Source organism: Cuneatibacter sp. NSJ-177 (assembly GCF_022867805.1).
In the GTDB taxonomy this organism is placed as follows: domain Bacteria; phylum Bacillota; class Clostridia; order Lachnospirales; family Lachnospiraceae; genus Pseudolachnospira.
This window is the reverse complement of the sequence record NZ_JALIFO010000006.1, coordinates 1,122,473-1,145,110: the sequence shown is the minus strand read 5'-3', so window position 1 is coordinate 1,145,110 and position 22,638 is coordinate 1,122,473. Positions and strand designations below refer to the sequence as shown.

The following is a 22,638-nucleotide window of genomic DNA, read 5'->3' as shown; positions in this document are numbered from 1 at the left end:
GCAGGAAACGCCCTCTTCACAGACAAACGCCGGCTGCCGTGGTATGCGCAGCGTGCGGCATCCCCTCATTTGCAATGGTTCAGCAAAAGCCTTACCGCAAAGGCCGCACAGGCCAGAACGACAATCATCAAAAATGTGCTGTCATAAGCGCCGCCGGAACCTTCGATCAAAGCGCTGGAAATCATCGGGCCCAGCAAAGCGGCCGGAATCAAAGAAAAATTTCCAAGGCTAAAATTGACTGGATAATATTGGGGGCCATATTCGCTGTGGATGAAGGCAGAAGTCAGAGTCGGTGTTCCGCCGTATCCCACACCGGCCAGCATGAGACCCACAAAGATCAAAGCTGCGCCCAGAGCCTTCGCGCCCATCAGCAGGCAGGCGCCTGCAGAGAAGGTAAAGATTACGTTCAACAGCATCGAAGGCGTCCGACCGAACCGGTCGAAAAACGCCCCCATCAAAACCCGGCCGCCACCGTTGCACACGGAAACCACCAGCCCCAGCACAGCCGGGGCGCCAAAAGCCACGGCGATGGATGCCGCGCTGTTGATCACCAGCAGACCCGCGGAATTCAAGAGAACCGCCCAAAGCATAAACAGCCAAAATGACGGAGTCCGAAGCATCTGCGGCGCAGTGAAATTCTTCCCTGTCATCTCGCTGCCCGCAGCCTTCCCCTCCGCAGGCGATTCCGGGATTTTCATAAAAAATGCTCCGGCAATAAGGATCACCGCAATGCCGGCGGCCAGCGCAGCGAACGTAGAGAACAGACCAATCTGCCCGATGAAAGCACTGACCGCGCTTCCCAGGATAATCCCGCCCAGCCCGAATCCCATCATCATGACGCCGGAAGCAGTTCCCGCCCGGTCGGCAAACCATTTGTTAACCGTACTGATGATCGTATTGTAACCGATTCCCACCCCGCCGCCGCAAAATACTCCGTAGAGGAGGTAGAGCAGGTACAAGCTTTTTTCTGGTTCCTCCGGATTCAGACGTGAAACGCCGAAAAAGCCCGCAAACAAAAGTACGGCCGCCGCCCGCAGCACCAAAGCCGGCTTTAAACGTTTTAACAAGATTCCTGCCAAAAAGCCGCCCAGGCAGAAAAAGATCATGGAAATGGTAAAGGTCAGGGATAGTTGGGAAAACGTCCAATCCGCATAGACCGCATTAAAGGGAGCCTTAAAAATCGACCAGGCATAAATCAAGCCCAAAAAGACCAGCATCACGGTTCCCGCCGCCAGATAGCTCCATCTCTTTTTCGTATCCATCCCGACGCCCTCAGCAAACGGTGCCGTTCGGCGTTAAGAGCTTCGCCGTCTCTTCTCCCCGGAGGACACGAAGAATCCCTTCCGCCAGGGATTTCATCTCATTCTCTCCGGCCAGGACGGCAAAAGGAGCGATAAATCCGGCACTCTTTTCAATCAGGCTGGTAAACCGTTCGGAGTAGGCCAGGCCGCCGGTCAGAACCACATAATCCACCTTACCGCAGGCGCTGGGGGCGATCTTTGCGATATTTTTTGCCGTAGCCAAAGCCATGGCTTCAAATACCAGCTTCGCCTCCTCATTGCCGCCGTCGATCATCTTCTCCACCTCCCGCATATCTGCCGTGTTAAAGTAGGAGATCATGCCGCCTTTTCTCTGGAGACAGCGCATCAGCTCCGCCTTGGTGTACTCCCCACTGTATGCCATCTTCACAATGGCATAGACCGGCATCCCTCCGGCTCGCTCCGGCGAGAAAGGGCCTTCTTCGTCCATGATGATATCGACGATTTTCCCGCCGCTGTGCAGATTGATGGTAATGCCGCCGCCGAGATGGGCCACGATGATATTGGTTTTCTCATAGGGAAGGCCTCTGTCCCGGCACAGCTTTAGCGCTGCTGCGCGGGTGTTCAGGTTATGCCCGCGGGCCGGACGGCGCACTCCTTTTAAACCGGTCAGGGTATTGATCGGAAGCATTTCGTCCACGGTCAGAGCGTCGTAGATATAGGCTTTGATGCCCGCCTCCCTGGCTAAATCCAGCGCGATCCCAGCCCCCATATTGGCGGCGTGCTCATCGACAGGGCGGTAATGAAGGCAGTCGACCATGTAGTCGTTGACCTCATAGGCTCCGGCCTGCACCGCGCCCATATTACCTCCGCGGGATACCACGGCTTCCAGAGAATCCAGCGTGTCCCCATGGCGGGCCAGGCACTGCCGGATCAGCTCCTTGCGCATGTCAAACTGGTCGTAGACGCAGGAAAAGCCTTTCAGATCGTCCAGGCTGTGCTTGATGCTTTCCACCCACGTTTCCCGGTCGCCTTCATAAACAGCTATTTTCGTCGAGGTGGAACCAGGATTGATAATCAATAATTTTTCTTTTTCCATTTAATCCTCCTTCCCGCTCACCAGACTGGCCAGCAGCAGAGAATTCAGCTTTTCCTCCGCCGAAGACCCCCTTGATGTCAGCACGATCGGGCACTGGGCTCCGACGATCAGTCCCGCCATTTTGGAGTGCGCCATCTCCACCAGCGTCTTGCCCAGGATGTTTCCGGCGTGAATATTCGGAACCAGAAGAATGTCCACGTCCCCGGCGCAGGGGCTCTCATAGCCTTTCACCGCGGACCGCTCTTTTACCAACGCCAAATCCAGGGAAATCGGACCTTCCACGATACAGCCGGTCAGTTCTCCTTTTTGATTCATCTCCTTTAATGCCGCCGCTTCCATAGATTCCGGCATTTTCGGATTCGGCTTTTCCACCGCGGCCAAGACGCCGACCTTGGGATTCTCGTACCCCAAGCGATGAAGAACATCCACCGCGTTTTCAATCAGATTCTTCTTTTGCTCCAAGGTCGGATAGGGAAGCATCCCTCCATCCGTGGTGACCAGCAGCTTATGATACGCAGGCACCTCATTGACAGCCACATGGGACATCACGCCGCCGCGGGAAAGCCCGTTCTCTTTATTTACGACCGGCTTTAAGATCTCCGAGGTCTGCATCTTTCCTTTCATCAGGAAATCCGCTTTCCCCTCCTTCACCAGCCTCACGCCCGCAGCGGCCGCCGCAAGCGGCTCCTCGGCATCCACGATACGCCCCTCTTCCACCGGAAAACCGATCGCTTCGGCCGCCTCATGGATCGCAGCCCGATTGCCGATTAGGACGGCATCCATCAATCCCTGCCGCACCACTTCCGCTACTGCTTCCAGGGAGTGCGCATCCTCCGCCCGAACCAGCGCAACGGTTTTCTTTTTCTCGTTTTTTTCTACCTGGGACAGCAGTTCTCCAAAATGTCGATACAGCATAACTCCTCCTTCTACGGAAAAAGGCACCGCAGGCCGCTTCCACTGCTTCGCGGCCTGCGGCGCCCTTCATATCAGCCGGTTAATCTTCCCAAATCTGTTCCTGGGTCGGGATCGTGCTCTCGTCCTTCAGGCAGCTGATCCGGGAGATATTGATCAGATGCTCGTAGGTCAGGTTCTCAGAGATGGAATTGTTTCCCCAGGAGCCGCAGCCCAGCGTGCTGGTCGGATTCAGGCCGTTGGCCAGCGCAGGATTGGCGGCAAAGACACCCGGCTGGTTCACCAGCATTCGGGATACCGGCAGGGTGGTGCCGCAATATTCAGCTTTCTTCGGATCGTTGGTATGTACGACCGCCGAGTGGCCGGCTCCCTCATAGAGCAGGTTCGCCTTGGCGATTTCCACGGCGTGCTTAAAGGTATCGTAAGTGATCTCGATGGCCACCGGGCACATTTTCTCACCGCACAGCGGGTCGGCGGCTCCCGCATTGGCGCGGTCCACCTTTAAGACAATAATCGAAGTATCTTCCGGTATTGTCACTCCTGCCATACCGGCAATTTTCCGAACGCTCTGCCCGACTACGTCCTTATTGATATGTCTGCCGTCCGGGAAGAGCACCTTGCGGAATTGGTCCACTTCGGCCGGATCACCAACATAGTAAACCTTTTGCTCTTTCATGCAGGCCACGATGTTCTCTTCCTCTTCTTCCGGGATGATGAAAGATTGATTGCAGGCACAGATCAGGCCATTGTCCAGCTTTCTTCCTTCCACGGTCTGAGCCACCGCCAGAGGATAGTCGTAATCCCGGTCAAAGATCGTCTGTACGTTTCCTGGGCCTACGCCAAAAGCAGGATGCCCGCTGGAATAGGCGGATTTCACCATTCCGGCCCCGCCGGTAGCGATGATCACGTCGCTGTTCTGCATTAAAAGCTGCGTCAGCTCGATGGAAGGCTCTTCGATGCACTGAACCAGATTTTTCGGAGCTCCCTTCGCGGCCAACGCGTCATTAATCACCTGTACCGTGTGCATTGTGGTTTTTTTCGCCCTGGGATGAGGGGCGACAATCAAAACATTCCTCCCCTTCAGGCCGAACGCAGCGTTAAAGAGGACTGTAATATTCGGATTCGTGGTCGGAGCCACGGATGACAGGATGCCTTTGGGGGTTGCCACATATTTCAGGCCCTGCTCCTTATCTTCCCCAATGATGCCCACGGACTTTTTTCCTTTCAAGGCGTACCAGACGCCGTCCGGAGAACCGGTATTTTTGATCACTTTGGAATCATAGTCGCCGAGACCGGTTTCTTCCACGACTTCTTTGGAAAACTCCAGAGCGTGTTCTTTAAATGCCAGGCAGATCGCTTTGATCAGCTCATCGACCTGTTCCTGCGTGTAGGGTTCAAATTCTTTCAGAGCTACTCTTGCATTTGCTACCAGATGATCCAATAATTCTTGTTGATTCACGATGTTCCCTCCTAAATTTTCCATTTTCTCCGGGAGACTTGCTCCCCTGGTTACTGTTGCTTAAGCGTAGATCTTTTTCAGGATCTCCAAGGCGTCGGCTGCGGTCATTTTCACCGGATTAAACACCTGGAACAACTCGTTTTCAATAGCCGCCGCCATCTCTTCAAACTTGCTTTCATCGTAATGGAATTCCTTCGCCGGCGTCAAATGAATGACTTCGTCGCGGAAATGGATAAAGGCATCGCGGGCTTTTGCACCGATTTCTTCCGTTGTCTCATCTCCGGTAAATACCGCTCCTAAGATCTCGGCGGCCCGTTTCGTCTTCTCCGGTTTCGCCTTGGCGTTAAACTCCAGCACATAGGGCTCCGCAAACGCGCAGGCGCATCCATGGGGTACTTCAAAATAAGCCCCGATTACATGTCCGAAGGAATGACCGGCATGGGTGTGGCCATAGCCGAGCATCCAGCCGCCGATGGTGCAGGCGATCGCCATCTGAGATCTGGCCTCCAAGTCCTTTCCGTCTGCAATCGCACGGGGCAGATACGTTACAACTTTTTCCATGCCCGGCTCCACGAAAAAGTCCACCATCGGATTTTCCAGGCTGGAGGTAAAGGATTCCACACAGTGTGTCAGGGTGTCGATCCCGGTCGCTGCCGTCAGCTTGGGAGGCATCCCCACCATCAGCTCTGGATCAATAATCGCGTAATCCGACATGGCGTTGGTCGCCAGAAGAGGGTACTTTACATTGTGTTCGTCGGACAGGACAATCCCATCTGACACCTCGCTGCCGGTGCCGGAGGTGGTCGGAATCGTGATCAATCCCGGAGACAAATTCATCGGCTGAGAGAAATCCGCAAAGCGAAGAATCGGCCCATCGTTAAAACGGAGCAGATTCACGCCTTTCCCGGTATCCATGCTGCTGCCGCCGCCGACAGCAACCACACAATCGCAGCCTTCCTTCCGGCAGATCTCTCCGCCTTCCTCGACCACGCTGGCCGGAGGATTCGGCAAGACTTTGTCAAAAATAACGTATTCCAATCCGGACGCCTGTAAGCTATCCGCAACCCGGTCCACAATTCCGGCCTGGATTACCCCCTTATCGCACACCAGGAATACTTTCTTCGATCCCATCGACGTGACAAGCTCGCCAAGCTGCTTGACACTGCCCTCCCCGAACAGAACTTTCACTCTTTGGTACATCTGGAAATTTAACATAGTATCCTCCTTTCTATTATATTATTAATATATAAATATCTCTCTGCATCTTTAACACTTGGCACAGAGGTCCATTTCGCGCACTTCCTTTATTGATATTTTTTTGTTTATCTATTTTTTAACGTTTACTTATCTATTTTTCATTAATTATTTTAAATATTATCTGATTTCAAGTGGCGAAACTAACATATCATGATTTTAAAAACAAATCAATTGGTTGATGGTAATTTCTAATTAAAAAAATTTTTTTGTTTATTTACATTGTAAATTTTTGAATTTATAATGGTTTTCATGGTTCTAACACGCCAGCATTAATACTTTTGTCAAATTTATCACAATTTTGATTTCACCAAGTCATTGTAAAGATTACTAATATTTGCAGTGTAAGCTTTTATAAATAATTGTTATGTTTATAACTTATCAGTCTAATCATCAAACATCGCCTTTGTCTTTAACAATTATCTATGCCTAACTGCTTTCAATATATATTTATATAGTATCAATAAAGTTCTCCCAAATAATCCGGGAAATAAAAAAGGAAGGGGTCTACCCCTTCCTCCAACGAATCAAATGTTTCTCTATCCAACCAATTCCAAGATTCAATATGGTGATCACCACGCCTACCAGGATAATACCGGCAACCACATTGGTATAATTGGCAAAATCCGTGTTTCTCCGGATATAATAGCCAAGACCGCTGGCCGCCCCCATCATTTCCGCCATGGTGAGAAGCAAAAAGGAAGTGGACAGCATCACCTTCAAACCGGAAATCAGCCCCGGCAGAAGATAAGGCAGATAGATCCGGAATACCATGGTCGGGAGATTCAAATCCATCATCCGGGCAGAATCCAGCAGCTTCGGATCCATGCTGCCGGTCTGCTCTGCCATTTTCATAAAGTTGGGCCAAAAAATCCCCAGCACCAACACCAGCAAAGAAGCGCTCCGAAAGGTGGGCATTAAGGCAATTATATAAGGCGCGCAGATAATCGGAGGAATCGGACTCAGGACCCGCGCAATCGGAAGAAACAGGTTCCTCAGCCTGGGAATGCAGCCCACGAAAAGCCCCAGACTGACGCTGGCGGACAGTCCCGCCACAAAACCCCAAAGGATCAGCTCCAAAGAAGAGAATACCCCTTTCAGCATCGTCTCCCACTGAACAGGAAAGACCTGAAACACCGCTTCCGGCCCAGGGACCAGGATCGGGGAAAGAAGATCCAGCTTTGTGGTCGTCACCTCCCACAGCAGCAAGAATCCGAAAACCACGATGCTGATATCGCCGGCCGCCTTCTTTTTTGTGCGAAGCCGGTACCACAAGAAACTGGCTTCGACCGTTAAGATTACCGTGATAAATGCCGTCCGGCTGGATACGGCTCTGGCTCCGGGAAGAAATGCCGCTGCAACCAGGAGAAAAAACAAGCCGTCGGACAGCGATAGCTTCCTCTTCATCCCATGTCTTCCTCCCTTCGATCCTCTGCTTCCCGCTCTTTTTCTGCTCCAAATTGGTTAAGCAAGAACCGGCGCAGGTCATTGTATTCCGGATTTGTTCCCAGTCCGGCGCGGTCTCTGGGGCGTTCAAAGGGAACCGTGAAATCCGCTTGTATGGATCCCCCCCTCAAAAATACGATCCGATCTGCTAAAAACAATGCTTCTTCTATATCGTGGGTGACCAGGACAATCGTCTTTTTTTGATCTTCTCCACACCCCAGTCTTTGCAGCAGTTGCTGGAGGGCCAGCTTTGTCTTTGTGTCCAAGGCGCCAAAAGGTTCATCCATCAGGAACAGATCGGCGTCCATCGCCATCATCCTTGCGATGGCAACCCGCTGCTGCATTCCCCCGGACAACTGATGGGGGTACTTATCCGCCGCTTCCTTCAGTTCTACCTGCTCCAAAAAATGCTGCGCCAGCAGTTCTGCCTCTTTCTTCCGGTATTTCTTAGCCTGGCGGATTCCAAAGATCAAATTCTGCTTAGCCGTCATCCAGGGGAACAGAGAATAGTGCTGAAACACCACCCCTACCCGAAGATCCGGCCCGCATTTCGCCTCCCCGAATCTTTCTATCACTCCGCTTATCGGTTGGCGCAGTCCTGCCAGCAGGCTGAGCAAGGTGCTTTTTCCGCAGCCGCTGGGCCCCACCACCGCAAGAAATTGGCCCGCCGGGACCGAGATATGAAAATCGTTCAGCACCTGTTCCTCCCGCCCCGGAGAAGAATAGCGGAAACACAGGCCGCTGACCCGGATCGCTTCCTGCTCACTCATTGTTCTTGGGGAAAACCTCGGACAAAGCTTTCAGCTCTGCATTGTCAGGCTCCCGGCGCAGCATTTCCTTCAACGCATCCTCGTAGATCGAGGTATCCACCGCTGTATTTACATTCCAGACACTCCCCTCCGGAATATCCCCGTTGTTCTCCATCACTTCATAGAACTCCTGGATTCGGTTCTTGGCTGGATCCATGCTGATCTTCATCGGCCCGGTATAAAGACAGTACTCCACATATTCTTCCGTCTGTCCGGAAAACTCCATCAGTTTACGGATTGTAGTCTCTTTGTCATTTTGATACAGCAGGTAAGCGCGCAGGTTGGCCACTTCAAAGCTTACTAAGGCGTCCCTTTTTTCTGCGATCACTGCTTTCGAGGTGGTCTGGCGGCAGCAGACTGCGTCCGGATAAACGTCGCCGATATTAAACGCAATCAAAAGCCCCTGTTTTTCCGCCACCTGGCCAAAGCCGCTGTTGACAAAGCCCACATCTGCGGTTCCTTTGGACACGGCCTCGATGACCGACTGGAAACCGTCCAGCTCCACAAACGTGACATCCTCATCCGGTTTCATTCCGCTTTGTATACATAAATTTTTAGCAAACAAATGTCCGGTCTCCGGGCGCACGCAGGCAACGGTTTTCCCCCGAAAGTCTTCGATGCCTCTGATCTCGTCTTTTCTCTCCTCGGTCACGATTGCCTGGCCGCCCTCGGAGATCGTCCCGCCGATGATCACATGATCCGACCCCTGGGAGATGAAGGTGATGGAAGGGATGACACCCAAAGGCAGGACATCCATTTTCCCCATATCGATCGCGGCCAGTCCATCATTAAGGGAAGAAATGTTTTCCAGCGTGACATCCAGTCCTTCCTCTTTGTAGTATCCCATCTCGTGAGCCAAAACAACCATCGCCGGCTTGATGCTTCCTCCGGTATTTCCAACCACCAATTTTGTTTTCTCTCCGGCTGCTGCATTCGCCTGGACGGATTCGCCGGAGGATGTCCCCTCGCTCCCTTCATTCCCTTGGGCCGTACCATCGCTTGCGGTTGTTTCGGCGGCTGCCGTCTTTGTCATGGGGTTTCCGGAATCTCCGCATCCTGCCCCCGTCAAAGCCAGGACGAAAACGGCGCCCATAATCCACAATTTTTTCATTGCTCTGCCTCCTTTATATATTAGACTTAGTCTAATAATCAATCAAAAAAATTTACAGCTTCCAAAAAACGTTTGATTTTTCCAAGCTCTTTCGCTACAATAGAAGACAATCTTTACGGATTCAAGAAGAAAGGAGTCTTCAATGAAACAAAAATGCGCCTGTAAAGGATTTTTTCTGGATAAATTGATCCAACCTGCAATCCTTCTTCTTTTAAAAGATAACCCTACTCATGGTTTCCAGCTGCTCACAGAACTAACGGAAAATGAGATGATTGCCTGCGATCATCCCGACCCTACCGGACTGTACCGGACCTTAAAAAAAATGGAACAGGATGGACTTTTATCTTCTCACGAGGAGGAAGGAGAAAAAGGAAATCCGCGGCGGATCTATGCTCTTACCGAGGAGGGGGATGAATGTCTTGCCAACTGGCGTCAAACGCTGATCTCTTATCGAAAAAACATTGACGTTCTTCTGAATGCCATGGAACAGCGGCTGCCGGAGAAAAATCCCGTTTCCTGTTCTTGCTGCCGGGAAAGATAGTTTGTGACAATATCCCCCGTATTCCTTCTGTAGTGTATCTTCTTTCTGTTTTATTGTCAATACCCAAAAACATACATTGTAAATATTTACTTATGAAATCATTATTTACCTATTACGAGCAAAAAAATCCGCCGCACTCGCATGCGGCGGATTTTATATTGAATCCAAAGCAGCTTGACATTGCTTTGGAGGGAGAGAGTTACGCAACCTTTTTTCCAGGATATGCTTTCAGATAGCGGCTGATCTCTTCCGCATTGCTCACTCCATAGAGCACCATTCCAATTATCTGGTTTGCATCGTCTTTGATGCCGATCATCGCATTGGTGCGGGCCTGAGAAAGCTTTGTCCGGCAGGCAGCCTCGCCGATAAAGACCACATAAGTTCCATTGTCCAGCTTCTCGGCACGGCAAGGAGTCTCAGCATCAACTGCAAATTCGTGGACATTTCCATCCTGGATTGACATTACGCGGCGGTTCGTAAGCAGGTAATTCATTTTTCCGTTCAGGATTTTCCATTCCTGGATGGGGCCGTAAGCAATTACCAATGCCAGTGCTACGACAACGCCGACGGAAATGATCGTATTGTTCGTCGGGAACTGGTGTCCGATTGCATAAGGAAGGTAAAATGCCGTAAAGCCAAGTCCTACAATCGCACATGCGATCCAGCGAATCATCAGTTTCGTTTTGTTACCCGCATTGATCAGAGCATCCGCTTTGCCTTTTCCGTTCCACAGCAGCTCCTCGTTTCCCTTCAAATATAAACTCCAATTGTTTTCCTTCATGATATTCCGCTCCTTTTCTTTTATTTTTTATAACCTTTAGGATCTCTCCTCTTGTTGGTTATATTGTATCCGAAAAGGCCGTGTAAAGGGTGTAAAGGGAAGTGGCGCTCTCATAAAGATTTCATAATAAAAATGTAAAGATTCCGTTAATGTCAGTCAATATGACTTATTCTGCATCTTCCAGCATCCGATAGCCAATCCCCAGCTCGGTCAAAATGTATCTCGGCTCAGCCGGGTTCTCTTTCAGTTTTCGCCGGATATTTGCCATATTGACCCGAAGAATCTGGTTGTCACTTTTCGCATGAGGTCCCCAAATCTGATTCAAAATAAAATCATAGGTCAACACTTTCCCGGCGTGTTTTGCCAAAAGCGCCAGGCTCTTAAACTCAGTTCCGGTAAAATGGATTTCTTCGCCGGCCTTCATCACCTGATGCTTGCCCATGTCAATGACCAGATCTTTAATATGAAACACTTCGTCCTCTTCGGGCTGCGACGCGGCGGAAACGCCCCGATGGCGGAGAGCAGTCCGCACTCTCGCCATCAATTCGGAAATCCCGAAAGGCTTGGTGATGTAGTCATCTGCGCCTAAATCCAAGGCGCGTACCTTTTCCGCTTCCTGATCCCGCGCAGAAACAATGATAATCGGCACGTTGCTCCAATCCCGCAGAATGGGGATCAGCTGCACACCGTCAATATCGGGAAGGCCCAAGTCAAGCAGCACCAGATCCGGACATTTCGCCAAGAACATCTCTTTTGCTTCCCGTCCGTTTTCCGCTGCCACCACCTGATAGCCGCTGCTCTCCAGCGAACGAAGAATAAAGTTCCGAATGCCTTTTTCATCCTCCACCAATAAAATACAATTTGTATTTGCGCTCATTATAAATTGCCTCCTGAATGCTTCCGATCCGATGGGACCGAGCGCCGCTTTGGCGTTCGGCCCCTTTTCGGTTGATTCTACCATTGTACACCACGAACCCTGCGGAGAGGATAAAAATAGCGCTAAGGTTCCGGGGAAATGACCCTTTCCCCAGACCTTAGCGGTCTTATCTGACGGCTGGCTCCAAGATTGCCTGGCAATCTTGGTTCATCAGTGTTTTCTGTACTCTAAACGGATGCGGTCGGCGATCAGGGCGACAAATTCGGAATTCGTCGGCTTCCCTTTGCCCGTGTTGATCGTGTAGCCAAACAGTTCATTGATGGTATCCATATTGCCCCGGCTCCAGGCTACTTCGATGGCATGGCGGATCGCCCGCTCCACACGGCTGGATGTGGTCTGGTGTTTCTTTGCGATGGTGGGATACAAAATCTTGGTAATGGAATTGAGCATTTCCATGTCCTCTACGGAGAGGATAATCGCATCTCGGAGGTATTGATAACCCTTGATGTGGGCGGGCACTCCGATATCGTGGATCATTGCCGTAACGTCAGATTCCAGATTCCGTTCCATGTACTCGGTTTTGCTCTCGTACGGAGCCACCTTCCGCTGTTCTGCAGGCCGGGATTTTGCTGAGCCGGTCATGGTCTTGATCCGGTTTATCACCAGCTCTGCATCAAAAGGCTTCATCACATAGTACCCGGCGCCCAGCCGGAACGCATCTTCCGTCACTTTTTCGTGGCCCACAGCGGTTATGACGATAAATGACGGAACCTTGGGTAAAGTTTTGTCTTCTTTTACCCGTTCCATCACCGCCAAACCGTCCATTTTCGGCATAATAATGTCCAGCAGTACCACATCCGGCGTTTTTTCACGAATAATCTTCAGCAGTTCTTCCCCGTCACCCGCGCGACCGACAATCTGAAAATCCGGTTCTTTTTCCAGACCTTTTGTCAAATTCTCGATCACGCTTTCGTTATCATCTGCGATGGCAATTTCTAATTTCCCCATAGAAATCCCCTCCTTTTCCATTTTCTTCTTTTTTTCAGGCAGATTCTATTATAAAGTTCTTCTGTCCGACGTGCAAGAAGTGACAATCGCAAGATACGACACATTTCACGAAGAAGCTTCCAACATTTTCTCTAAAAAAATTCCGTAGCCTTCTGTCGGGTCCTGGAGAAAGACATGGGTGACTGCGCCGATCATTTTTCCATTCTGCAAAATCGGGCTGCCGCTCATTCCCTGAACAATGCCGCCGGTCAAAGCCAGCAGCTCCGGATCCGTCACGCGGATCACCAGGCCTTTGTTATTGCTGTTGCTCTTGTCCATCCGGACGATTTCGATCCGATAATCTTTGCTTTCCCCGGAAATGGAACTTCGGATAAAAGCTTCCCCGGTCTCCACTTCCTGCATATATCCCACCGGCACCGGCTCAACACCTGACGGAATGCCCCTGGACATGTCATAATCGCCATAAATCCCGGCGCTGCAGTTTTTCTTGATGGTACCGATCCGGAAAGAATCGTCGTAATTGATGCTGCCGCAGACGGAACCCGGTGTGTTTCCGCTGCCTTTTAAAATGGAATGAATATGGGCGTCATAGAGGGTGCCGGAACCGCTCTCAATCAACAGTCCCGTATCCATATCGCTGATCCCGTGCCCCAATGCTCCATATTTGCCGTCGGTAGTCAAATACGACATCGTACCGATTCCCTGGGTATCGTCACGAATCCAGATTCCCAGTTTGAATTCATTGTCTCCGGACTGAACCGGCGTTATCATTACTTCCCGCTCTTTCTGATTGCGCCGCACCGTCAGGGAAACCGGTGCCGCGCCGTTATCCGCCACCAGATCCACCAGATCTTCTTTTCCTGCGATACTCTTTCCGTTTACCGCCGTGATATAATCTCCGGATTGGACCACATCATTTGCCGGATTTCGCTCAACTCCATGCTCATCCGTTACGGTCCCGGTTCCGACAATTAAAATTCCCTGGGTTTCCAGATAAATTCCCACCGGCTCGCCCATGGGATAGACATACTGTGGATTCACCACCGATACCTCGATGCTCTTCATCGGAATCAGCCCGAATAATTTGCAGGAAAGCTCATAATTCCCAGTGGTGGAACCGCAGACCTGAAAAGGTTCGTCCAGGCTTAGATTAATGGCACCCGACGGGATATTGCTGTTGCCGCTCAGGGAAACTTCCTCACTGCCGCTGGTCAAAGTCGCTGTCATGGGCAAAGAGAAATTAAACTCTTCCTCCTCTTGTACGACCACGTTGATGCGGTCCGGAATCGTATTCTGTACATAATAGTAAGAAAAGATTGCGCAAAAAATCAGGGAGAAACCAAATACCCAAAGCAGCAGGCGCCGGTAGCTCTTTCTTGCTTCCATATCACACCTCCTATTAGAAAAATTTATCTATTTTTCTGAAAACAGGAAAATAGCGGACGCTCTATCGAGGTTTTCCTCGTTTTGCATCCGCTATTAGTATGGGATAATTCCACAAGTTCAAACTAGTTGTTTTTTGTTCTGCCTGCCAAATCCTTCATCTCATGGGCACTTTTCCGCACGGTATCTGTAATTTCCGCCCCGCCCAATAGCCTAGCCAGCTCATCCACGGATTCTGCTTCATTTAAGACGCGGACAAACGTCTGGGTTTGCCGGCCGGCGATTCCTTTTTCAATACAAAAATGCCAGTCCGCCATCGCGGCAATCTGGGGCAGATGAGTGATGCAGATCACCTGGCGGTTTCTTCCGATCGTATTCAGCTTTTCCGAAACCTTCTGCGCCGTGCGCCCGCTGATGCCGGTGTCAATTTCATCAAAAATCAAAGTGGGGATCTCATCTTTATCGGATAGCAGCGCTTTGATCGCCAGCATAATTCGGGACAATTCACCGCCGGACGCTACCTGGCCCAAAGGCCGGACCGGCTCTCCTGGGTTGGTGGAAATCAAAAACTCCACGCTGTCCTGCCCATTTTTTGTAAATTCCTCAAGCGGTTCGAAACCAATTTGAAATTCCACGTTTAAAAAATTCAAATCCACCAAAGCCGACCGGATGGACTCCGCCAACGGCGCCGCCGCCCTTCTCCTGATTTCGCTGAGTTCTTTAGATACTTTCGTCAACTCTTCCCGCGCGTGGATTTCTTCTTCTTCCGCTCTTAGTTTGCGCGCTTCAAAATCTTTTAATTCATCTAATTTTGATTTTTTTTGATCAAAACTAGCGCGGATCGCCTCATAAGAGCCGCCGTATTTTTCTTCCAACCGGTGAATCACATCCAAACGGTTTTCAATCCGGCGGAATTCTTCCGGGTCAAAAAACAGCTCGTCTGCATAGGAGGACAGCTCCCGGCACGCATTTCCGAGCAGCTCCTCCACATCGCTCAACTGAGAGTAGATCCCCTCCAGGACAGAGTCCAAAGCCACAGCCGGATGCAGCTCCCGAAGCGCGCGGGAAACCTTTTCCGCCGCGCCGTCCAGCCCCTCGATCCCCAGCTCCCGCCCGGTGTCCCTTACCGCTTCCGCAAGACGGCGGCTGTTTCGAAACCGGCGGAACTCTGCCTCCAGCTCCTCGGACTCCCCTTCCCTTAAGGCTGCATTCTCAATCTCCTCGATCTCAAAACTGAGGAAATCCATCTCCCTTTTTCTAGCTTCCGGGTCCAGCTGGAACTCATTCAAGTATTTTTTTAAGGCCTGCCACTGCCGGTAGGATTTCTCCACCTTTGCCTTAGCCTGCGCCGCTTCCTGGGAGGCAAACTGATCCAGGATTTCCAGATGTTTTTGTTTTTTTAACAGGGATTGGTGTTCATGCTGCCCGTGAATATCCAAAAGCAGCTCCGTCACCTGACGGACTCTGGCGGAGGTCACAGTCTCATCGTTGATCTTGTGAACGCTGCGGTTTTCTGTGATCTTCCTGGAAATCAGAATACAGTCGTATTCCGTGCTGACATCCATCTCCTCCAGCGTCTTTCTTTTCGCCTCGTCCTCGATGGAGAACACCAATTCTACGTAAGCAAAATCCGCTCCGGTCCGGATCACGTCCCCGCGGACGCGCCCGCCGAGAGCCGCGTTCACCGCATCGATCAAAATCGATTTTCCGGCGCCGGTTTCACCGGTTAAAACGTTCAGTCCTCTCCCGAAATCCAGTTCCGCCTCGTCGATCAAGGCAAAATTTTTCACATGAAGATTCAACAGCATACCCGCTTTTCCCTCCGTACTCTGTCCGCTAGGACATTTTTATCCGCAAGGTCTCCAAAAAGCTCATTGTGCTCAGCTTCAATATTTTCGTTACTGCTTCCGCGCGGACGATCTCCAGCCGGTCCCCCGGCTCCATCTGTACGATGGAATCTCCGTCATAATAGGTCACGTACTCCACCTGGGAATCCAGATCCTTATCCGAACCCAAAAGCTCCAGTTCGATCGTGTCGGTGGGAGACAGGATCAAGCTCCGGTTATTCAGCGAATGGGGAGAAATCGGCGTCACCACAAAGAGTTTTGCCGTCGGCTCCACCACCGGCCCCCCGCAGGAAAGGTTGTAGGCCGTCGAGCCGGTGGGCGTCGAGATGATGATACCGTCGGCCGTATATAGGTACAGGAATTCCCCGTTTACGTATAACTTAAACTTGATCACGCGCAGAGACCGGCTCCGGTTGATGGTGATATCATTGAGCGCAACGTCGTCGCTGATCACCCGGCCGTCCTTTTTCTTGACCCGGCCCCGGAGCATCATCCGTTCCTCCATGAAATACTCGTCCGCGATAACCCGCTCCAGAATGTCCGTAATGCTGTTCCGGTCCCCTTCGGTCAGATAGCCCAGGTGGCCCAGATTGATCCCCAGAAACGGCAGGCCCAAGTTCACCAGGTTCCGAGCCGCCCGAAGCAGCGTCCCGTCCCCGCCCAGTACAATCACGCATTGCACCTCCGGGGGAATCTCGCTCTCCATGGTCTGCCGGCGCATCGACAGCTCTGAATCTCTTTTCTCCGGCCGCACCCAGCAGGACTTTCCCCGTTTGTGAAGGTAATTTTTGATCATATTGGTCGTCTCAAAGTTGACGTCCTTCGTCTCATTGGTAATGATATAAAAATTGTTGATTTTATTGTTCTCAGAGACTTTGGTGGGCATTGTCCACGACTCCTTTCGGGTTTACCACAATTTCCTCGCAGGAGGCATTTTTTGTCAGATACAGCAGATATTCGATATTTCCTTCCGGTCCTTTGATCGGAGAAAAATCCAGATTCAACACGGTAAAACCAATTTCCTTCGCATAAGAAATCACCTTTTCGATGACCTCCAGGTGCGTACTCTTCTCCCGCACCACCCCTTTTTTTCCGACCTTTTCCCGTCCCGCCTCAAACTGGGGCTTGATCAGACAGACCACTTCCCCGTCCTCGGTCAAAAGCTGTCTGACCGGTTCCAGAACCTTGGTCAGAGAGATAAAAGAGACATCGATGGAGGCAAAACCGGCCGGTTCCGCCACCTGGTCCGGCGTCAGATAACGAATGTTGGTCTTTTCCATACAGACAACGCGCTCGTCCTGCCGCAGCTTCCAGGCCAGCTGGCCGTAGCCGACGTCCACGGCGTAGACTTTTACCGCGCCGTTTTGCAGCATGCAATCGGTGAATCCCCCGGTGGAAGCGCCGACGTCCATACAAATTTTTCCGGAAACTGTGACGCCGAATTCTTTCATCGCCTTTTCCAGCTTCAAGCCCCCCCGGCTGACATAGGGGAGGGTATTTCCATGCAGGATAATCTCAGCGGTCTCCTCAAAAGTGGAGCCGGGCTTGTCCTCCCGCTGACCTGCCACGAAGATTTCCCCCGCCATAATCAATGCTTTTGCCTTTTCCCTGGATTCGGCCAGGTTCCGTTTTACTACCAGGATATCTAAACGTTCTTTCATTCCAGCTCCTTTAGGATCGTGTTAAGAGCGCCTTTAGCATCGATCCCAACTTCCTGTTTCAATCGATCCACATTTCCGTGCTCCACATAGGTATTGGGGATAGCCACGGAAATCACGCGCACCGGCAGCTTCTTCCAGATGCAGGCGGACGCCACGTGTTCTCCGAACCCGCCGCTCAGCACGTTTTCTTCCAATGTAACGAAAACCGAATGTTTTTCGGCAATCCGCTCCAGTAATTCTTCGTCCAGAGGTTTGACAAACCGGGCGTTTATGACGCTGACCCGATGGCCCATCTCCTTTAGCTTTTCCCGTACCTCACAGGCGGTCTCCACCATGGTTCCCACCGCAAGCAGAGCAATCTCCTCCTCCTCGTAGAGAACCTCCGCTTTCCCGTATACAAGCGGAGCCCGGAATTCTTTCAGATTCCGGGAAGCTGTGCCGCGGGGATAGCGGATCGCCAAAGGCCCTTCAAAATCCGCGCTGAAACGCAGCGCGTCGGCAAGCTCAAAACAGTTTTTCGGCACGAGAATGCTCATATTCGGGATCGTCTGCAAAAATGAAAGGTCAAACAATCCCTGATGCGTCTCCCCGTCGCTTCCGACCAGTCCCGCCCGGTCGATGGCAAAGGTGACGTTCAGATTTTGAATACAGACGTCGTGGAGAATCTGATCATAGGCCCGCTGCAGAAACGAGGAGTAGACACAAAAATAGGGCTTCATTCCGCCGGCCGCCAGTCCGGCCGCAAAGGTTACGCCGTGCTCTTCTGCGATGCCAACGTCAAAAAAGCGGTCCGGATAAAGCTTCCGGAATCGTTTCAGCCCGACGCCTTCCGGCATCGCCGCCGTGATGCCGACGATGGATTTGTCTTTCTCCGCCATCTGGCAGAACACTTTGGAAAACACGTCCGTATAATTTGGCTCCCGCTTTTCCTTTTTCGGCTTTCCGGTCTCCACCACAAAGGGATTCACCCCGTGATACGCCTCCGGGAACCGCTCGGCCGGCTCGTAGCCGCGCCCTTTTTTCGTCATCACATGAACCACAACCGCCCGGTTCAGGCGGCGCGCTTCCTGAAACACATTGACCATCATCGGGATATTGTGGCCATCCACCGGTCCCAGATAGGTAATGTCCATATTTTCAAAAAACATTCCTGGAATAAAGAGCTGTTTGATCCCCTGCTTTGCCATGCTGATCCGTTTTACCAGTTGGTTTCCGATGCCGGGCACCTTGGAAAGATTTTGGCTGACATTTGCTTTCAGATCGTTGTATTGAGGAGCGGTGCGGAGATTCCCCAGCATCCGGGACACTCCGCCGATATTTTCCGATATCGACATATTGTTGTCGTTCAGGACAATAATAAAATTACTTTTCAGCTGGGAAGCATTGTTCAGCGCTTCGTAGGCCATCCCGCCGGTCAGCGCTCCGTCGCCGATCACGGACACCACGGCAAAATCTTCCCCCGCAAGATCCCTGGCGTGGGCCAGCCCCAGCCCGGCGGAAATCGAAGTAGAACTGTGTCCGGTGTTGAATGCGTCGCAGGAACTCTCCTTCCGGTTCGGGAAACCGCTGATGCCGCCGTAACAGCGGATTTCATCGAAACCGTTTTTCCGTCCGGTCAGCAGCTTATGGGTGTAGGATTGATGGCCCACATCCCAGATCAGTTTATCCTTCGGCAGATCAAAGGACAGATGGAGCGCCATCGTCAGTTCCACCACACCTAAATTCGAGGCAAGGTGGCCTCCGGTCTCGCTGATCTTTTGCAGTAAAAATTCTCGAATCTCTTCTGCCAGTTGATCGTAATCTTTTGGATCCACATTTTTTATGTCGTTTGGCTTTTGAATTTGATCAAGGATCATCAAAATCCCCCTATTCCGCCTCCCAATCAATGGGAACGGCTTTCCAGCTTCCGGATGAATGTTCGGAAGAATGTGCTGTCTCCCGGAAGGGTTTCCAATGTCTTTATGGCTCTTTCCGACAGGCGTTTCACCTCAGCCTTGGCTGCCGATAGTCCATGCAGGCTGACATAGGTGGTTTTCTGGTTTCTCTCATCGCTTCCGATCGGCTTGCCCAGTTCTTCTTCGGTGCTGGTCACGTCCAAAATATCATCCTGGATCTGGAAGGCAAGACCGATATCGGAAGCCACTTTTTCCATCCGGTCCACCTGCTCCTCTTCTGCCCCGGCCAGAACGGCTCCGATCATCAAGGATGCCTCCAGCAGGGCGCTGGTCTTCAGCCGGTATATAAAATCCAGCTGCTCCTCGGATACCGGCTTCCCGGTCAGCTCCACATCTACAGTCTGCCCGCCTACCATTCCGGAGATACCGGCTTTCTGCGCCAAAATTCTGATTGCATTTCCCACCCGGTCCGGATGTTCTGTCATAGCAAACGCTTTGGTGCAGGTTTCAAAGGCATAGGTCAAAAGACCATCCCCGGCCAGAATCCCCATCGCTTCCCCGTATACCGTCCAGGTGGTCGGCCGCCCGCGGCGCAGCGTATCGTTGTCCATGGCGGGCAGGTCATCGTGGACCAGGGAATAGCTGTGAATCATCTCAATCGCCGCCAAAAAGGGCTCGATTTCCTTCCCTGATCCGCCGAACAAGCGGTAGGCCTGTTCCATCATCTGCGGCCGGATCCGTTTTCCTCCGGAAAGGACGCTGTAATTCATCGCCTTTAACACAGTCTCCTGAAAACTGGACTCCTCCGGAAGATATTCCTTTAGAACATCTTCCATCGACCGAACTTGTTCGTTCTGGATCTTTGCATCCGGACCCGGTTCCGTCTTATTTTCTACCATTCCCATTCTTTTCCTCCCCGACTTTTTTGGATTTCCCAGGGTGCTTTTGTCTACTCCTCGCCGGCTTCCGGATCCTGCCCCTCCAGGATCATCAGCTTTTTCTCCATGGTATCCACGGTCTCATGGCAGTGGCGCACCAATTTCAGTCCTTCCTCATACAGAGTAAAGGTCTCTTCCAGCGTATGCTCGCCGGATTCCATCTCATTTAAAACCTGATTCAGCCGGTCAAAGGCCTCCTCCATGGTCATTGTCTGCTTATCTTCCATCGGCTTTCTGCTCCTTTACCACACTCTGAACCGTCCCGTCCGCCAGACGTACCGTCAGCACACATCCGGGCGGGGCCTGTCTCACCGATTTGATGTTTTCCCCGGTCTCCCCGGTCACATAGGCATAGCCCTGTTCCAGCTTCGTCAAAGGCGATACACCCGAAAGCCGGGCGGCCGCCACGGCCAGCTGCTGCCGGCTCGCTTCGAGACGCCGGCGGACCAGCTCTCCCATCTGCCGTTCGGCGTTTGCCAGCTGCTGGCTTTTTTCTCCCAGCTGATACTGGGGATCCAGCCGCGTCAGCCGCCGTTCCTGCTCGGTCAGCCGCAGTTTTTGATCTCTCAGCGCACCGTTGGCGAGGCGGCGCAGAGACAGCTTTTTTTGTTCCAGCTGGCCCATGAATTCGTAGACATCGTAGACGGCCAGCTCCGCGGCCGCCGAAGGCGTCGGGGCCCGGAGATCCGCGACAAAATCCGCGATCGTCGTATCGGTCTCATGGCCCACCGCCGAAATCACCGGCGTCCGGCACTCAAAGATCGCCCTGGCCACCGATTCCTCATTAAAAGCCCACAAATCTTCGATGGATCCTCCGCCCCGCCCGACGATCAGGCAGTCTAAGCCCATGGAATCCAGGGTTTCAATCCCGCGGACAATACTTTTTCCCGCCTGCTCTCCCTGGACCAGCGCCGGGTAGAGAATCAGCTGCACATAAGGATTTCTCCTCCCCGCGATATTGACGATATCCCGGATCGCGGCTCCCGTAGGGGACGTCACGATGCCGACCCGCTTTACATATTTGGGAACCGGCTGCTTGTATTCCGGGGCAAACATCCCCATCTCCCCCAGGCGTTTCTTCAGTTCTTCAAACCTCTGGTACAGATCGCCGATCCCGTCCAGCGTGATTTCCTTTGCGTAAAGCTGGTATTTTCCCTCCCTCTCATAGACCATAATGCTTCCGGAAACCAGAACGTTTTGTCCTTCCTCCAACCGAAAGCGGAGACCGGCCCGCTGTCCGGCGAACATAACCGCCGAGAGCGTACCCGTCTCGTCCTTTAGCGTAAAATAAATATGACCGGAGGAGTGATATTTGCAGTTGGAGACTTCGCCCTTCACGACAATAGAGCGGAGCGCATAGTCCATCGCAAACAAATTCTTGATATAGGCATTTACCTGGCCTACTTTATAAACATTCGCGGTCCGTCTCATCGGCCTCATCAAGACCTTTCACCAATTTTCCTAAAATCGCATTGATAAAGCCGGGGGAATCCTCGCCGCCGTATATCTTTGCCAGTTCCACCGCTTCATTGATCGCCACCTTGGCCGGAACCTGCTCGTCGTAAAAAATCTCATAGGCGGCCAGACGCAAAATCGTCAGCTCCACCTTTCCCATCCGGCGGGTCTTCCAGCCTTCCGCCACCATATTCAGCTTTCCGTCCAACTCCTCCAGACGGTGTTCCACCAAAAGCGCCCGTTCCTTGATCTCCTCTTTTCCCTCCGCAGGCAGCTCAGGAAGCTCCCCAACGTACAGTTCACACCGCTCCTGGTATTCTTCGTGATCGCAGAACTCTTTCTGGAACAGCGCTTTAAAGGTGTGTTCTCTCACTTGTCTTCGTGTCATGTTCTGCCTTTCGTTACTGCCGGTCCCGGTCAACGACGACGCCGGCGATTTTAATGTTGACATCCAAAACCGAGAAACCGGTCATGTTTTCGATCGAAGCTTTGACTCTTTCCTGCACCAGGGTAGAAACCTGGGGGATGTTGTAGCCGAACTCGATGTTAAGCGCCATGTAGACGGAAACCTTATCCTCCATGACCTCTACCTTTACCCCCTTGGAGAGGGTTTTCATCCCCAGCTTGGCAATCAGTTCTTTCGTAATGTTGTCCGCCATTGAGTGAACGCCGTCTATCTCCGTCGCCGCCAGGCCCGCAATGATGGCGAATACTTCGTCCGCAATCACGACCTGGCCGATTTTATCCTTTTCATGGATGACATGAGTGCTTCTGCCTTCCGTCTCTTTACCCATTTGAAAACCTCCTGTTCCACCTTTGTGGATCGATATTTCTATCCATAGAACTTTTTGTTATTATATCAAAAAGCCTGGGAAGTTGCAAGGGGAACCAAAAACGGCCGGA

At 51.8% G+C, this 22,638-nt stretch carries 21 protein-coding genes and 1 pseudogene; 1 reads left to right on the top strand and 21 read right to left on the bottom strand.

From position 1 onward, the window contains the following. Positions 1-65 precede the first annotated feature (65 nt). The 8 genes and pseudogenes from MUB23_RS13130 to MUB23_RS13095 all read right to left on the bottom strand — a co-directional run bounded on the left by MUB23_RS13130 (position 66) and on the right by MUB23_RS13095 (position 9,349). Positions 66-1,262: an MFS transporter gene (locus MUB23_RS13130; protein WP_244801045.1), complete on the bottom strand. Its 1,197-nt coding sequence runs from the start codon at positions 1,260-1,262 to the stop codon at positions 66-68. A gap of 10 nt (positions 1,263-1,272) precedes the next feature. After that, positions 1,273-2,358: a butyrate kinase gene (buk, locus tag MUB23_RS13125; RefSeq protein WP_244801044.1), complete on the bottom strand. Its 1,086-nt coding sequence runs from the start codon at positions 2,356-2,358 to the stop codon at positions 1,273-1,275. After that, positions 2,359-3,324 (bottom strand): annotated as a pseudogene (locus MUB23_RS13120) (bifunctional enoyl-CoA hydratase/phosphate acetyltransferase); the annotation flags it as partial. Positions 3,325-3,352: 28 nt separating this feature from the next. After that, a complete protein-coding gene (locus tag MUB23_RS13115) occupies positions 3,353-4,729 on the bottom strand; it encodes an aldehyde dehydrogenase family protein (RefSeq protein ID WP_244801042.1) in 1,377 nt (458 codons plus the stop codon). A gap of 60 nt (positions 4,730-4,789) precedes the next feature. Next, on the bottom strand, positions 4,790-5,944 hold the full coding sequence (locus MUB23_RS13110) for an iron-containing alcohol dehydrogenase (RefSeq protein WP_244801041.1): 1,155 nt from the start codon (positions 5,942-5,944) through the stop codon (positions 4,790-4,792). A gap of 546 nt (positions 5,945-6,490) precedes the next feature. Then, positions 6,491-7,390, bottom strand: coding sequence for an ABC transporter permease (locus MUB23_RS13105; protein ID WP_244801040.1), 900 nt, complete (start codon positions 7,388-7,390; stop codon positions 6,491-6,493). Then, complete coding sequence (locus MUB23_RS13100; RefSeq protein ID WP_244801039.1) at positions 7,387-8,199, bottom strand: ABC transporter ATP-binding protein; 813 nt, start codon at positions 8,197-8,199, stop codon at positions 7,387-7,389. Before MUB23_RS13100 ends, MUB23_RS13105 begins: the two co-directional genes overlap by 4 nt. Beyond that, on the bottom strand, positions 8,192-9,349 hold the full coding sequence (locus tag MUB23_RS13095; RefSeq protein ID WP_244801038.1) for an ABC transporter substrate-binding protein: 1,158 nt from the start codon (positions 9,347-9,349) through the stop codon (positions 8,192-8,194). Before MUB23_RS13095 ends, MUB23_RS13100 begins: the two co-directional genes overlap by 8 nt. Positions 9,350-9,491: 142 nt before the next feature. On the opposite strand from MUB23_RS13095, the gene MUB23_RS13090 reads away from it, so the two are divergent. Next, on the top strand, positions 9,492-9,890 hold the full coding sequence (locus tag MUB23_RS13090; protein ID WP_244801037.1) for a PadR family transcriptional regulator: 399 nt from the start codon (positions 9,492-9,494) through the stop codon (positions 9,888-9,890). A 199-nt stretch (positions 9,891-10,089) separates the two neighbouring features. Here MUB23_RS13090 and MUB23_RS13085 read toward each other — a convergent pair whose 3' ends face one another. From MUB23_RS13085 to MUB23_RS13025, 13 genes are all read right to left on the bottom strand, one after another. After that, the gene (locus tag MUB23_RS13085; RefSeq protein WP_244801036.1) at positions 10,090-10,671 is read right to left on the bottom strand and encodes a hypothetical protein; all 582 of its coding nucleotides are present in this window, start codon (positions 10,669-10,671) and stop codon (positions 10,090-10,092) included. A gap of 166 nt (positions 10,672-10,837) precedes the next feature. Next, positions 10,838-11,548 carry a response regulator gene (locus tag MUB23_RS13080; RefSeq protein WP_244801035.1) on the bottom strand — a complete coding sequence of 237 codons (711 nt, stop codon included), beginning with the start codon at positions 11,546-11,548 and terminating at the stop codon, positions 10,838-10,840. 210 nt (positions 11,549-11,758) lie between these two features. Then, the gene (gene spo0A / locus MUB23_RS13075; RefSeq protein ID WP_244801034.1) at positions 11,759-12,556 is read right to left on the bottom strand and encodes a sporulation transcription factor Spo0A; all 798 of its coding nucleotides are present in this window, start codon (positions 12,554-12,556) and stop codon (positions 11,759-11,761) included. Positions 12,557-12,661: 105 nt separating this feature from the next. Then, positions 12,662-13,942, bottom strand: coding sequence for a SpoIVB peptidase (gene spoIVB, locus MUB23_RS13070; RefSeq protein ID WP_244801033.1), 1,281 nt, complete (start codon positions 13,940-13,942; stop codon positions 12,662-12,664). 122 nt (positions 13,943-14,064) lie between these two features. Further along, the gene (gene recN, locus MUB23_RS13065) at positions 14,065-15,747 is read right to left on the bottom strand and encodes a DNA repair protein RecN (protein WP_244801032.1); all 1,683 of its coding nucleotides are present in this window, start codon (positions 15,745-15,747) and stop codon (positions 14,065-14,067) included. A gap of 28 nt (positions 15,748-15,775) precedes the next feature. Further along, entirely contained in the window at positions 15,776-16,672 is an 897-nt protein-coding gene (locus MUB23_RS13060) for an NAD(+)/NADH kinase (protein WP_244801031.1), read from the bottom strand. Continuing rightward, complete coding sequence (locus tag MUB23_RS13055; RefSeq protein ID WP_244801030.1) at positions 16,653-17,447, bottom strand: TlyA family RNA methyltransferase; 795 nt, start codon at positions 17,445-17,447, stop codon at positions 16,653-16,655. The genes MUB23_RS13060 and MUB23_RS13055 overlap by 20 nt, the downstream gene beginning before the upstream one ends. Then, a complete protein-coding gene (gene dxs, locus MUB23_RS13050) occupies positions 17,444-19,303 on the bottom strand; it encodes a 1-deoxy-D-xylulose-5-phosphate synthase (protein ID WP_244801029.1) in 1,860 nt (619 codons plus the stop codon). The genes MUB23_RS13055 and dxs overlap by 4 nt, the downstream gene beginning before the upstream one ends. 26 nt (positions 19,304-19,329) lie before the next feature. Then, positions 19,330-20,241: a polyprenyl synthetase family protein gene (locus tag MUB23_RS13045; RefSeq protein WP_442874114.1), complete on the bottom strand. Its 912-nt coding sequence runs from the start codon at positions 20,239-20,241 to the stop codon at positions 19,330-19,332. A gap of 50 nt (positions 20,242-20,291) precedes the next feature. Then, positions 20,292-20,507 carry an exodeoxyribonuclease VII small subunit gene (gene xseB, locus MUB23_RS13040; RefSeq protein WP_244801028.1) on the bottom strand — a complete coding sequence of 72 codons (216 nt, stop codon included), beginning with the start codon at positions 20,505-20,507 and terminating at the stop codon, positions 20,292-20,294. Further along, complete coding sequence (gene xseA / locus MUB23_RS13035; RefSeq protein ID WP_244801027.1) at positions 20,497-21,711, bottom strand: exodeoxyribonuclease VII large subunit; 1,215 nt, start codon at positions 21,709-21,711, stop codon at positions 20,497-20,499. Before xseA ends, xseB begins: the two co-directional genes overlap by 11 nt. After that, on the bottom strand, positions 21,686-22,123 hold the full coding sequence (gene nusB / locus MUB23_RS13030; protein WP_244801026.1) for a transcription antitermination factor NusB: 438 nt from the start codon (positions 22,121-22,123) through the stop codon (positions 21,686-21,688). Before nusB ends, xseA begins: the two co-directional genes overlap by 26 nt. 13 nt (positions 22,124-22,136) lie before the next feature. Beyond that, a complete protein-coding gene (locus tag MUB23_RS13025) occupies positions 22,137-22,529 on the bottom strand; it encodes an Asp23/Gls24 family envelope stress response protein (protein WP_244801025.1) in 393 nt (130 codons plus the stop codon). Positions 22,530-22,638: the final 109 nt, after the last annotated feature.